The following is a 13869-nucleotide window of genomic DNA, read 5'->3' as shown; positions in this document are numbered from 1 at the left end:
GTGTGTAAACTAAAATTTGACCAGTCAGGCGAAACAAACCTGACCCAAAACCACGCCTTTACTGGCGCCAGTGACCGCAGGCAAATTACCCGTTTCACCCATCAGGGTTTGCCGTGCGAGCCATGCAAAGGCGACGGCTTCGACCCACGCTGGATTCAGTCCTAAGCTTGCGGTGGTCTCTACCGTGCAATGGGGCAGATGCGCTTGCAAGCGAGTCATCAAATAATCGTTTAATGCACCGCCACCGCAGACGTAAACCGAGCTATCTTCATGAGCATTAATAAACATATTAATTTGCATGCTGGCACTCATCGCTGTCAGTTCAGTGAGCGTTGCCTGTACATCCGCTGATGAATAGCGAATATGGGCAGATGCCTGATCAAATTTTTGCAGTTCATCCTGTAGCCATATTAAATTAAAATCTTCACGCCCTGTACTTTTTGGATACGTTCGCGCAAAGAACGGATGTTCTATCAGCTGATTAAGTAGCGGCTCAACCACTTGTCCAGACTGAGCCCAAGTGCCGCCAGCATCATAATCTTTATCAGTATGTAATGCCGTCCACGCATCCAACAATAAATTGGCAGGACCCGTGTCATAACCAATCACAGGACTATCGTTTGCTGGCAAGACTGTGATATTGGCAATACCGCCTAAATTTAATAACACGCGCGTGCTATCAGGCGTGGCAAATAACGCTTGATGAAAAGCTGGAACCAAAGGCGCGCCTTGACCACCGACTGCCATATCACGGCGGCGGAAATCGCTGACGACGCTAATGCCAGTACGCTCAGCGATGATATTGGCATCGAGCAATTGCAAGCTAAAGCCCAATTGCGGACGATGGCGTACCGTTTGACCGTGACAGCCAATCGCCAACACCGACTCTACATCAGTATTCGATTGCTGCAATAAATTATTGACCGCCTCGCTGGCAAATTCAGCATATTCTTTACTGGCCCAACCGAACCAGTCTAATTCGCTGTTTGGCTCACCCTCTGCAGGTACTAATTCTTGAACACCATTAGGCTGGCATAAAGCCAATAACACTTCACGCAAACGCGGCGGAAACTCTTGGCTATGAGTTGCTAACAGTCGCATCGGTTGCTGGGTATCTGTTTCAGCACTACTATCACTACTAAACTGACAAAGAACCGCATCCATTCCGTCTAGACTGGTGCCAGACATCATGCCGATATATAAGCCATCATCGAAGTTTTCAAACACCGTTTGCTCGAGTGCGTCGGTCAAAGTGGCATAATTTAAATCATCAATATTATCTAGACGACTATGTAAGCTCATCTCTAAACTTAAATCTGTGTCAGGAGTATTCTGAATATCGTCAATCGATACGGGCTTGGTCATGGCAATTTACCTTAAAAAACGCTAGTATATCTCTCAAATTCTAACATCTTTTACTGGCTACGAGATTCTAAATAGCCCAAACGCGTTACCCTTTTAATAAAGACAATAAAGAGAGCATCATGACCACGCAAACTTACACCCTAGAAGAACAGCTTGCCCTGATCCAACGCGGTACGCAAGAAATCCTATCTGAAGAAGATTTGGTTAAGAAGTTAAAACTGAATCGTCCACTACGTATCAAAGCAGGCTTTGATCCTACCGCACCTGACCTGCATTTGGGTCATACCGTGCTGATTAATAAGCTGAAACATTTTCAAGATTTGGGTCATGAAATTTATTTTCTAATTGGTGATTATACTGCCAAGATTGGTGACCCTTCTGGCAAAAACAGCACACGCCCGCCATTGACCGATGAGCAAATCAAAATTAATGCGCAAACGTATGCGGAGCAAGTCTTTAAGATTTTGGATAAAGAAAAAACCAAGATTGTCTTCAACTCTGAATGGTTCAAGGATATGTCAGCGGGCGATATGATTCAGCTTTCTAGCCAGCTGACTGTCTCGCGTATGCTTGAGCGCGATGATTTCTCTAAACGCTATGCTGCGCAAACACCGATTGCCATCCATGAGTTTTTATATCCATTGGTGCAAGGCTATGATTCTATCGCATTAAAAGCGGATGTCGAGCTTGGCGGTACTGACCAAACCTTCAACATCCTAATGGGACGTACCCTGCAAGGTCGTTATGGTCAAGAGCCACAAGTGTGTATCACCGTGCCAATCTTAGAAGGGCTAGACGGCGTCAATAAAATGTCTAAATCCCTGAATAACTATGTCGGCATTTATGATGCACCGGGAACCATGTACCAAAAACTACTGTCGATGCCAGATACCTTAATCCGTCGCTACTTTGAGTTTTTAAGCTTTAAGCCGATGGAAGAAGTCGAAGCGTTGATGGCTGAGATGGAAAATGGTCGCAATCCACAAGAAATCAAACGTATTCTTGCTGAAGAACTAATCGAGCGTTTCCACGATGCCGATGCTGCTGCCATTGCGCACAAGTCAGCAGGTAACGTATTAGCTGATGGTGAACTGCCTGTTGATTTACCAGAAGTAACGCTAGATTTGGAAGGTGCTGAGGCGCTATTTATTACTCAAGTACTCAACCAAGCTGGATTGGCTAAAAATAGCTCATCGGCGAAAGACATGATCAAGCGTGGCGCAGTGAAAGTAGATGGCGAAGTCGTCGATGCGGGCTTTAGCCTAACTGCTGGTCAGACAGTCGTTATCCAAGCAGGCAAAAAGGCGTATGCGAAAGTGACGGTGAGTGAGTAGATGGATAGTATTGAATTATTCAAGAAAGTAAAAATTGGTTTTGAAGAGTTAACATATGATGATGAGGATAAACTAGATAGGTTAACTCGACAATTAAATATGCTTATCAAAAATATTCATGGCAGTAATTCTAACTATTTAGAAGAGTTGATGCGTATCAATTATTTTTCAATTTCGCTTTATGCCAACAGAGATGAAGATATCGCTTGTTGGAAATCAGGGAGAAGGAGTGCTATTAACTTAATAGATACCATAATCGAAGAGCTCTCATTATTTTCTAATAGTGGAAGTTCTCATTTACAAGGAAGTAAAAGTTTAGATTGTTCAAAAGTCTTCATAGTCCATGGACATGATGACGGTGCTAAAAATGAAGTAGCAAGATTCATTGAAAAGCTCGGTTTTGAAGCTAAGATTCTTCATGAACAAATTGATTCAGGTGCTACTATCATAGAGAAGTTAGAAAAACACACGGATGTAGGGTTTGCTATTGTGCTTTATACGGCTTGTGATGTTGGTGGCGTTAGATCTAAACCAGAAGATTTGAAACCACGGGCAAGACAAAACGTCGTTTTTGAGCACGGACTCTTAATTGGCAAGATTGGTCGAGCAAACGTTGTTGCACTTGTAAAAGGTGATTTAGAGATTCCAAATGATATATCTGGTGTAGTCTATAAGTCTATGGATATAAGTGGGGCTTGGAAATATAGCATTGCTAGAGAAATGAAAAGCTCTGGCTATGATGTTGATATGAATAAAGTTGAATAAGTTGAATAAGTTGAAGACAATATGAGCCAAACCATCCCCCAAGGTATTTACCGCCACTATAAAGGCAGCCTTTACCAAGTTTTGCATACCGCGCAGCATTCAGAAACTGAGGAAGCCTTAGTCGTTTATCGTTGCCTATATGGTGAGTATGGCGTATGGGTACGACCGTTAACCATGTTTACTGAAACTGTTGAAGTTGACGGTAAGCAAGTAACTAGATTTGAGCTGATCAAAGCGTTAGCTGATTAATGTTTCAAAAACTTTAAATCTCTTTTCCCAAATAAAAAGCGACCCATTAAGGTCGTTTTTTATTTGTGTCAAAAACTAACCTTGTAAAAATCCTTTTAATACTTTATAGAAACCCAATTGGCTCATCCATTGGTATCGCATGACCTGAGCGCGGCAAAACAACTTCGCGAGCATTGGGTAGCATTTGGGTAACTTGTTGCTGCCACTTAGCATCGTAAAGTTTGGAGCGACCACCGATGAGGTTGACCACTGGAATAGTGACCCGCTCTATCGCACCACGAAAGTCATAGGGTAGTGTCAAATAGGCTTGCAAGCAGCGCATTTTATGATGCCAAATACTGTGGTCATAAAGCGCAAGTTTGGGGTCGTTTTTATAAGTCATCACTTGTATAAACGCTTTCGAGCGCGTTCGATTAACAGATAATAGAGAGAACAGTCGTTCGACATCCGTTGCACGGCGTTTTAGAGCAAACGGTAGGTGGGTAAAGCTTTTTATTTCAGCATAAGGTAAAGTTTTCTCAATTATCTCATGAAAGATATCGAATACTTCTTGCTGGCGCGTGCCAAACAAGCCACTTTGCCAATCAGGCTGATTGTGGATAGCAGGACTTTGGTCAATATTCAAATAACGGCTGACTTTCGCGGCGCCATAACGTTCAAAATACGCCCACATCACTTGTGCGCCCATCGAAATAGCGGCAACTGGCAACGATTCTATATTGCGTGCCAAGCAAACTTGCTCAATCACAATACTGATATCATCGGCATACTGACGCACAAAATCAAACTGGGTGAGATCGATATTTTTTGCGGCGCCAAATCCTCTCAAATGCGGCAGATAAAAAGCATACTTGCCAAGCAAAGGTAAAATAAATGGTAAAAACTCACGTGCATCCATGCCATAAGCATGCAGTAATATTACAGGTTTGCCGCTGCCTATGACTGACACTGGTAGCAGCGTACCGTCAGTTAAAATGATATCAATCGTTTTCAACTGGTAGTTAGTAGGCAAGTTAATCAATTTTTTCTTCATAAGGCAATGTACCTTGTTTTCATTAAGCGATTGTACCAAGTCGATTTAGCCAAAATGTATCGTAGCAAAAGTCTTTATCTCATTCCTAAAAGACTGCTATATTAAAGTAGGTAATTAGCCATAGCATAGAAGCTGTTTAGGGTTAAAAGCAGTTAAGCGGTAAAAGTAGTGACTTGTCATAGACTTTGACCAATCGAATCAAACGTCAGCAAGTAAAATATAAGGATATCAGTCTATGGGCAAGCTGACGTTACCATTGCTTGATAACAGCCTATATCCACAATTTTGGCAGCAGCAAACATTTACCAATCCGCAGGCGCTATTACTAGCGATTCTTATGGCAGAGGAGGTGCCAGATGCTGATGCTTTCACAAAGCAGCTGTTAAAAAATGATACTTATCAAGACTGGATTAATAGCAGTGTATTTGGGCGTTACTTGCAGCGTAATTTTACGGCGTTCTCTCAGCAAACAGAAGACAGTTTCAATATTGATATGCCTTCGCTGTTTCGTCAGGAATTGATGCGTCACGCGCAGTATTTACCACTAGAGCAAATCTTATTTTTTGCAGGAGATTTGCCAAAAAGCGTGCGCCAGATAAAGACTTTAACCACAACTGTTAATCCCGCCACTGCCGTGATTAATGCGCAAAAGCTGAGTAGGAAAGTTAGGATGAATAATCCAATTACCATTATCAATCAGATAGTGGTGAAAGGTAAACACGTATTGGGATTTCCGATACGCCATCATAAACGTACTAGCGAGCGCTTGCGCAATGAGGTATTGATTTTAGACTTTCAGGAGTTGCGCTTGGTCAATGAAGAGAATGTTAGTAGCAAAAAAAGAAGCAATATAAAGGAATCTATATTGCTTCGCTCTTATGAATTACGTTAGTGAGCCAAACGTTCGGCTAAACCTTTAAGAATCTTGCTTAGCAATCGTCAGCCCGTTATAAGTTTGCGCAACTGGCATCACTTCTAAACGATTGACGTTAATATGAGCAGGCGATTCAATCAGCCATAATAAAATATCACCAATATCATCGCCGGTCATGGTTTTAAAGCCGTCGTAAACTTGAGCGGCTTTATCGTCATCGCCATGATAACGCACGTTTGAAAACTCAGTACCCGCGACATTACCCGGTTCAAGGTTGGTCACGCGCACTTGCGTACCGATGAGATCCGCGCGCAGATTTAGGCTAAACTGTTTGACAAAGGCTTTGGTCGCACCATAGACGTTACCGCCGAAGTAAGGCCAACTGCCCGCAATTGAACCAACGTTGATAATATAACCGCTATCGCGCGCTACCATTGCTGGCAAGACTGCATGGGTTAGCGCCATCAACCCTTTCACATTGGTATCAGTCATACGCATCCAGTCATCAAGACTGGCATTTTGCGCAGGTTCTGTACCGAGTGCCAGCCCGGCATTATTGACCAAGACATCGATTTGGTTAAAACCGTCAGGCAAATCAGCGATAATTTGCGGAATAGTAGCCGTGTTACTCACATCCATGACCACAGGTAAAAATGCTTCGCCTAAAGTGTCTGCTAAAACATTCAGCTTATCGAGGCGTCTGGCACAACCAATCACGCGATGACCATTGGCAACCAAACGCTCGGCCAGCGCTTTACCAAAACCTGCGCTTGCTCCTGTAATCAATACGTTCATCTTATATCCTTATCATTGATGTTTTGTACCTGTGTCATGGGTGTTACGATGACGGCTAGTCTTGATTTACTTGCTTTTTCTTACTTGTTGAATAATTGCTTACCAAAGATTTTATCGCCCGCATCGCCTAAACCTGGGATGATATAGCCATGTTCATCTAAATGGCTATCTAATGCGGCGGTATAAATGGTCACATCAGGATGCGCTTCATTGACCACACGTACGCCTTCAGGGGCCGCAACCAATACCAAGGCTTTAATGTTGGTACAGCCATTTTTCTTTAACATTTCGATGGTCGCGACCATTGAGCCGCCAGTGGCTAACATTGGGTCAATGATAAGGGCTGGACGTTTGTCCATATGGCTGACAAACTTTTCAAAGAACGGCACCGGTTGTAAGGTTTCTTCATCACGCTGTAAACCGACGACAGAAATTTTTGCGGTAGGAATCAAATCGAGCACGCCGTCAAGCATACCAATGCCAGCACGCAAAATCGGTACAATCGTTGCAGTCTTACCGATGATTTGTTCACCTGTGATTTCACCACACCAGCCTTGCATTGGGAAGGTTTCGATTTCAAAATCACGGCTTGCTTCATACGCCATCAAGCGTGCAAGCTCTTTGGTCAACGTGCGAAACTTATAAGTACTACAGTCTTTTTCGCGCATAAGGCTGAGTTTATGACGGACTAACGGGTGATCAATGACGGTGATTTTTAAGTCGCTCATAAGGTTTCTCTTGGTTTTTTGGTCCGATGCTTGCGCAGTTACTGCGGTTGCCATTAGTATAAAAGATACAAACACTTACTGCACTTCAACCCTATATTTAGCCCATCAATAGTAAGCTTACTGCTTTGATAATAAAGTAAGCCAAATATATTTATGGCAGGGTTGGTTTTATTTAAGCCGACTATGTTTGACTATAATAGCGCCCTAATAAATGAAGCAGTGTTTAGGCTTGCTATGATAGCAAAAAAACCGCTTTTCTGATGAAGAATCTTATGACTACACAACCATATCACACCCATAATAATACGCATCAAACCGATAATAGCTTGATATTATCTGAAGCCCAAGCAGCAGAGGTAGAAACGCATCCGTTTGCTCCCGTTTTACCACCTAATGCTACGGTAATGATGATGGGCACTTTTCCACCGACCGCTGATAAATGGGCAATGCCATTTCACTATCCAAACTTTTACAATGACATGTGGCGTATTTATGGCAGTGTATTTTTCGACGATGTGGATTACTTTCGGGTAGGTAAAGAAAAACGCTTCGATCCTGAGCGTATTCGCGCCTTTATGTTTGAGCGCGGTATCGCCTCCTGTCCGACCGTCAAGCAAGCGATTCGCGAGACTGGTAATGCTTCAGATAAAAACTTAACGGTTGTCACACCCGTTGACCTAGATAGTATATTGCCAAAAGTGCCAAAGGTTGAAACCTTGTTTACCACGGGCGGTAAGGCAACAGAAGTGCTGCTTGGTTTATTAGCCGAGCCGCCTGCCAAGTCTAAGTATCCTAAAACCAATCAAAGTATGGACTATCCTTACCAATGGCAGAGTGAAAGTAATCAAAAAGCCGATGTGAACAATCTTACCTTATATAGGTTGCCTTCTACCTCACGTGCCTATCCTTTGGCCTTAGATAAAAAAGTCGCTGCTTACAAAGACTTCTTCAAAAAGATAGGCAAGCTGTAATGTAAAGTTGCCATTTATAGAAAGAGGTAAGCAATTTTAAGGGAAAAAGCTATCCTTGCTCAAAACCCCATACACTGCCATCCAGTTAAAGCAAAAGTAGCGTCGCCATTCTGCCAATTTAGTCTAATATCCAAGATTATTCAATATTAAGCTAAAATAGCCCTTGACTAAAGATTCAAACCCTCTATAATACGCCCTCATCAAGACGAGCTGGAAGCTTATATGTAAGATACATATAAATAACCCAATTAACTTGAAGAAACAAAACATAAAAAAGCTTGACAATTCAAATCATTATGATAAGATAGTCGGCTCGCTAGATAGCTTGACCTGAAAGGGATTAAGGCTAAACAGCAAGAGAAATACCCTATATATCAGTTACTGGACGACAGTGATTGAGCACTATTTAAAAGCATAACTAAAGAACAACTTGTGTGGATTTTTGCTGATTCAGAATGCTAAAAAATAAAGTTGGTTTTAACTCCTTTTCGGAGTTCATTCTAACTATAAAAATTATCATTTAAGACAGCAGAAAAACTCAAAGTTAATTCATTACGAACATAATTTTTAGCGATTTTGCCAGATTAGATGAGCCAAGTTTAGAAGCTTCTTTAAAGAGCTTCATAGCAAGATTAAACTGAAGAGTTTGATCATGGCTCAGATTGAACGCTGGCGGCAGGCTTAACACATGCAAGTCGAGCGGTAACATTTCTAGCTTGCTAGAAGATGACGAGCGGCGGACGGGTGAGTAATACTTAGGAATCTACCTAGTAGTGGGGGATAGCACGGGGAAACTCGTATTAATACCGCATACGACCTACGGGAGAAAGGGGGCAGTTTACTGCTCTCGCTATTAGATGAGCCTAAGTCGGATTAGCTAGATGGTGGGGTAAAGGCCTACCATGGCGACGATCTGTAGCTGGTCTGAGAGGATGATCAGCCACACCGGGACTGAGACACGGCCCGGACTCCTACGGGAGGCAGCAGTGGGGAATATTGGACAATGGGGGAAACCCTGATCCAGCCATGCCGCGTGTGTGAAGAAGGCCTTTTGGTTGTAAAGCACTTTAAGCAGTGAAGAAGACTCCATGGTTAATACCCATGGACGATGACATTAGCTGCAGAATAAGCACCGGCTAACTCTGTGCCAGCAGCCGCGGTAATACAGAGGGTGCAAGCGTTAATCGGAATTACTGGGCGTAAAGGGAGCGTAGGTGGCTCTATAAGTCAGATGTGAAATCCCCGGGCTTAACCTGGGAACTGCATCTGAAACTGTAGAGCTAGAGTATGTGAGAGGAAGGTAGAATTCCAGGTGTAGCGGTGAAATGCGTAGAGATCTGGAGGAATACCGATGGCGAAGGCAGCCTTCTGGCATAATACTGACACTGAGGCTCGAAAGCGTGGGTAGCAAACAGGATTAGATACCCTGGTAGTCCACGCCGTAAACGATGTCTACTAGTCGTTGGGTCCCTTGAGGACTTAGTGACGCAGCTAACGCAATAAGTAGACCGCCTGGGGAGTACGGCCGCAAGGTTAAAACTCAAATGAATTGACGGGGGCCCGCACAAGCGGTGGAGCATGTGGTTTAATTCGATGCAACGCGAAGAACCTTACCTGGTCTTGACATATCTAGAATCCTGCAGAGATGCGGGAGTGCCTTCGGGAATTAGAATACAGGTGCTGCATGGCTGTCGTCAGCTCGTGTCGTGAGATGTTGGGTTAAGTCCCGCAACGAGCGCAACCCTTGTCCTTAGTTACCAGCGGGTTAAGCCGGGAACTCTAAGGATACTGCCAGTGACAAACTGGAGGAAGGCGGGGACGACGTCAAGTCATCATGGCCCTTACGACCAGGGCTACACACGTGCTACAATGGTAGGTACAGAGGGCAGCTACACAGCGATGTGATGCGAATCTCAAAAAGCCTATCGTAGTCCAGATTGGAGTCTGCAACTCGACTCCATGAAGTAGGAATCGCTAGTAATCGCGGATCAGAATGCCGCGGTGAATACGTTCCCGGGCCTTGTACACACCGCCCGTCACACCATGGGAGTTGATTGCACCAGAAGTGGATAGCTTAACCTTCGGGGAGCGTTCACCACGGTGTGGTTGATGACTGGGGTGAAGTCGTAACAAGGTAGCCGTAGGGGAACCTGCGGCTGGATCACCTCCTTATAGATGGCATTCGGTCAGCAAGAATTCACAACAAGTTGTTCTTTAGTTTAAGCTTACGTTTTAACAAGCGTAATTGGGTCTGTAGCTCAGCTGGTTAGAGCACCGTGTTGATAACGCGGGGGTCAGTGGTTCAAGTCCACTTAGACCCACCATTTTATAATGGGGCCATAGCTCAGTTGGTAGAGCGCCTGCCTTGCACGCAGGAGGTCAACGGTTCGACTCCGTTTGGCTCCACCACTATAGACGAATAAGCTTTAAGTGCTAATAGTATAAATAGAAACAAGTGATTTATCTTTGAATAAAGACACGATTACTTCTTTCTGTTTTATACAGAATCTGTGACTCGACGAGAGCATAGAGACTATTTAAAAACATAGATATGAGTCTGGGTTAGGAGGGGCGTGTTCACGCGCACTTCCTAACCTTAATCACTCACCTCTTAACGACATCAGTTGTTATCCCAGGGGTGAGTGATTAAAAAAGTAAAGAGAACTGAATCAAGCGTAAAACATAGGTGATATCGTTATCATAATTAGATCTTATGACACTTTGAAGTCAACACTTATTTAAAGTCGAGACTACTTGGGGTTGTATGGTCAAGTAATGAAGCGCACATGGTGGATGCCTTGGCAGTCAGAGGCGATGAAAGACGTGACAGCCTGCGATAAGCTTCGGGGAGGCGGCAATATCCTGTGATCCGGAGATTTCTGAATGGGGGAAACCCACCTACCATAAGGTAGGTATCTTGTACTTGTACAAGAAGCGAACGAGGGGAAGTGAAACATCTCAGTACCCTTAGGAATAGACATCAAATGAGATTCCCTAGTAGCGGCGAGCGAACGGGGAGAAGCCGATTAATGCTAATGTAGAAGAACAGCGTGGGAAAGCTGACCGTAGTAGGTGATAGTCCTGTATTCGAAACATTAGCGTTAACATATTAAGTAGAGCGGGGCACGAGAAATCCTGTTTGAAGATGGGGGGACCATCCTCCAAGGCTAAATACTCCTGACTGACCGATAGTGAACCAGTACCGTGAGGGAAAGGCGAAAAGAACCCCTGTGAGGGGAGTGAAATAGAACCTGAAACCGTGTGCGTACAAGCAGTGGGAGCCTTAATTTATTAGGGTGACCGCGTACCTTTTGTATAATGGGTCAGCGACTTATATTCTGTAGCAAGGTTAACCGTTTAGGGAGCCGTAGGGAAACCGAGTCTTAATAGGGCGTTTAGTTGCAGGGTATAGACCCGAAACCGAGTGATTCATCCATGAGCAGGTTGAAAGTGCCGTAACAGGCACCGGAGGACCGAACCCACTGTCGTTGAAAAGCCAGGGGATGACTTGTGGATAGGGGTGAAAGGCTAATCAAACTCGGTGATAGCTGGTTCTCCCCGAAAGCTATTTAGGTAGCGCCTCGGACGAACACCATTGGGGGTAGAGCACTGTTTCGGCTAGGGGGTCATACCGACTTACCAAACCGATGCAAACTCCGAATACCGATGAGTGATATCCGGGAGACACACAGTGGGTGCTAACGTCCATTGTGGAGAGGGAAACAACCCAGACCGCCAGCTAAGGCCCCAAATTCCTAGTTAAGTGGGAAACGAGGTGGGAAGGCATAGACAGCTAGGAGGTTGGCTTAGAAGCAGCCATCCTTTAAAGAAAGCGTAATAGCTCACTAGTCGAGTCGGCCCGCGCGGAAGATGTAACGGGGCTCAAACTAGGAGCCGAAGCTGCGGATTTGAATTTGTTTTCAAGTGGTAGGGGAGCGTTGTGTAAGCCTGTGAAGGTGTGTCGTAAGGCATGCTGGAGGTATCACAAGAGCGAATGCTGACGTGAGTAACGATAATGCGAGTGAAAAGCTCGCACGCCGGAAGATCAAGGGTTCCAGTCCAACGTTAATCGGGGCTGGGTGAGTCGACCCCTAAGGCGAGGCCGAAAGGCGTAGTCGATGGGAAATCGGTTAATATTCCGATACTTGTTTATAATGCGATGGAGGGACGGAGAAGGTTATGTCAGCCTGGCGTTGGTTGTCCAGGTGAAAGGATGTAGGCTTGTGGCTTAGGTAAATCCGGGCTACAACATGGCTGAGATCTGATAGCAAGCTGTACTTGTACAGTGAAGTGGCAAATACCATGCTTCCAGGAAAAGCTTCTAAGCAATAGTTATAAACGAATCGTACCCTAAACCGACACAGGTGATCAGGTAGAGAATACCAAGGCGCTTGAGAGAACTCTGCTGAAGGAACTAGGCAAAATGGTACCGTAACTTCGGGAGAAGGTACGCTGCTGATGGTGATAGGACACGCTCCTTGAGCTGTTGGCAGTCGCAGATACCAGGCTGCTGCAACTGTTTATTAAAAACACAGCACTCTGCAAACACGAAAGTGGACGTATAGGGTGTGATGTCTGCCCGGTGCTGGAAGGTTAATTGATGGGGTTAGCGTAAGCGAAGCTCTTGATCGAAGCCCCAGTAAACGGCGGCCGTAACTATAACGGTCCTAAGGTAGCGAAATTCCTTGTCGGGTAAGTTCCGACCTGCACGAATGACATAATGATGGCAGCGCTGTCTCCAGCAGAGACTCAGTGAAATCGAAATCGCAGTGAAGATGCTGTGTACCCGCGGCTAGACGGAAAGACCCCGTGAACCTTTACTACAGCTTTACATTGAACTTTGACCTGACTTGTGCAGGATAGGTGGGAGGCTTTGAAGCCGAGACGCTAGTCTCGGTGGAGCCAATCTTGAAATACCACCCTGGTCATGTTGGGGTTCTAACTCAGGTATAACAATACCGAGGACAATGTATGGTGGGTAGTTTGACTGGGGCGGTCTCCTCCTAAAGAGTAACGGAGGAGTACGAAGGTGCGCTCAGACCGGTCGGAAATCGGTCGTAGAGTATAAAGGCAAAAGCGCGCTTAACTGCGAGACCCACAAGTCGAGCAGGTACGAAAGTAGGTCTTAGTGATCCGGTGGTTCTGTATGGAAGGGCCATCGCTCAACGGATAAAAGGTACTCTGGGGATAACAGGCTGATACCGCCCAAGAGTTCATATCGACGGCGGTGTTTGGCACCTCGATGTCGGCTCATCTCATCCTAGGGCTGAAGCAGGTCCTAAGGGTATGGCTGTTCGCCATTTAAAGAGGTACGCGAGCTGGGTTTAGAACGTCGTGAGACAGTTCGGTCCCTATCTACCGTGGGCGTTGGAAATTTGAGAGGATCTGCTCCTAGTACGAGAGGACCAGAGTGGACGAACCTCTGGTGTTCGGGTTGTCACGCCAGTGGCATTGCCCGGTAGCTACGTTCGGATGGGATAACCGCTGAAAGCATCTAAGCGGGAAGCCCACCTCAAGATTAGATTTCCCTAAAGAGCCGTTGAAGACTACGACGTTGATAGGCAGGGTGTGGAAGTGCAGCGATGCATGTAGCTAACCTGTACTAATTGCTCGTTTGGCTTGACCATACAACACCCAAGTGGTTTGTATGAAAGCTCTAATTAATCTATCTTGTATAAGCGAAAGCTTATAGAATAAAAGAAAGAATATTTCGATATCACCTTTAACCTTGATTCAGTTAGGTTGCAAGTTGATC

The 13869-nt window shown here is 44.9% G+C and carries 9 protein-coding genes, 2 tRNA genes and 2 rRNA genes; 9 read left to right on the top strand and 4 right to left on the bottom strand.

The annotated features are described in order from the left end of the window. Window positions 1-24 precede the first annotated feature (24 nt). Window positions 25-1365, bottom strand: a complete 1341-nt coding sequence (locus JMW85_RS13740; protein ID WP_201582129.1) for an anhydro-N-acetylmuramic acid kinase — start codon at window positions 1363-1365, stop codon at window positions 25-27. Window positions 1366-1484: 119 nt separating this feature from the next. Between JMW85_RS13740 and tyrS the strand changes: the two genes are divergently transcribed. From tyrS to JMW85_RS13725, 3 genes are read left to right on the top strand one after another with little or no spacing between them, the layout of a single operon-like run. Beyond that, entirely contained in the window at window positions 1485-2699 is a 1215-nt protein-coding gene (gene tyrS / locus JMW85_RS13735; RefSeq protein WP_201582128.1) for a tyrosine--tRNA ligase, read from the top strand. Beyond that, entirely contained in the window at window positions 2700-3464 is a 765-nt protein-coding gene (locus JMW85_RS13730) for a TIR domain-containing protein (RefSeq protein WP_201582127.1), read from the top strand. A gap of 21 nt (window positions 3465-3485) precedes the next feature. After that, window positions 3486-3713 (top strand): DUF1653 domain-containing protein, encoded by a 228-nt coding sequence (locus JMW85_RS13725; RefSeq protein ID WP_201582126.1) that lies wholly within the window; start codon window positions 3486-3488, stop codon window positions 3711-3713. Window positions 3714-3816: 103 nt separating this feature from the next. Here JMW85_RS13725 and JMW85_RS13720 read toward each other — a convergent pair whose 3' ends face one another. After that, window positions 3817-4746, bottom strand: coding sequence for an alpha/beta fold hydrolase (locus tag JMW85_RS13720; RefSeq protein WP_227681893.1), 930 nt, complete (start codon window positions 4744-4746; stop codon window positions 3817-3819). 235 nt (window positions 4747-4981) lie between these two features. On the opposite strand from JMW85_RS13720, the gene JMW85_RS13715 reads away from it, so the two are divergent. Beyond that, window positions 4982-5638 carry a hypothetical protein gene (locus tag JMW85_RS13715; RefSeq protein ID WP_201582125.1) on the top strand — a complete coding sequence of 219 codons (657 nt, stop codon included), beginning with the start codon at window positions 4982-4984 and terminating at the stop codon, window positions 5636-5638. A gap of 24 nt (window positions 5639-5662) precedes the next feature. Here the strand turns inward: JMW85_RS13715 and JMW85_RS13710 are convergent, their stop codons facing one another. Together JMW85_RS13710 and upp are read right to left on the bottom strand one after the other, a co-directional pair. Further along, window positions 5663-6415 (bottom strand): SDR family NAD(P)-dependent oxidoreductase, encoded by a 753-nt coding sequence (locus JMW85_RS13710; RefSeq protein ID WP_201582124.1) that lies wholly within the window; start codon window positions 6413-6415, stop codon window positions 5663-5665. A gap of 80 nt (window positions 6416-6495) precedes the next feature. After that, window positions 6496-7143 carry a uracil phosphoribosyltransferase gene (gene upp / locus JMW85_RS13705; RefSeq protein ID WP_045445969.1) on the bottom strand — a complete coding sequence of 216 codons (648 nt, stop codon included), beginning with the start codon at window positions 7141-7143 and terminating at the stop codon, window positions 6496-6498. A gap of 404 nt (window positions 7144-7547) precedes the next feature. On the opposite strand from upp, the gene JMW85_RS13700 reads away from it, so the two are divergent. The 5 genes from JMW85_RS13700 to JMW85_RS13680 all read left to right on the top strand — a co-directional run bounded on the left by JMW85_RS13700 (window position 7548) and on the right by JMW85_RS13680 (window position 13741). Beyond that, window positions 7548-8114 (top strand): DNA glycosylase, encoded by a 567-nt coding sequence (locus JMW85_RS13700; RefSeq protein WP_374220469.1) that lies wholly within the window; start codon window positions 7548-7550, stop codon window positions 8112-8114. A 634-nt stretch (window positions 8115-8748) separates the two neighbouring features. Beyond that, window positions 8749-10286, top strand: a 16S ribosomal RNA gene (locus JMW85_RS13695). A gap of 75 nt (window positions 10287-10361) precedes the next feature. Next, window positions 10362-10438, top strand: a tRNA-Ile gene (locus JMW85_RS13690). Between the two features lie 9 nt (window positions 10439-10447). Beyond that, window positions 10448-10523: transfer RNA gene (locus tag JMW85_RS13685), tRNA-Ala, on the top strand. Window positions 10524-10880: 357 nt separating this feature from the next. Beyond that, a 23S ribosomal RNA gene (locus tag JMW85_RS13680) occupies window positions 10881-13741 on the top strand. The 16S and 23S rRNA genes sit together here with 2 tRNA genes alongside, the layout of an rRNA operon. Window positions 13742-13869: the final 128 nt, after the last annotated feature.

The organism is Psychrobacter glacincola (genome assembly GCF_904846075.1).
In the GTDB taxonomy this organism is placed as follows: domain Bacteria; phylum Pseudomonadota; class Gammaproteobacteria; order Pseudomonadales; family Moraxellaceae; genus Psychrobacter; species Psychrobacter glacincola_C.
The sequence above is the reverse complement of the archived record's forward strand: the minus strand, read 5'-3'. Positions and strand labels throughout refer to the sequence as shown.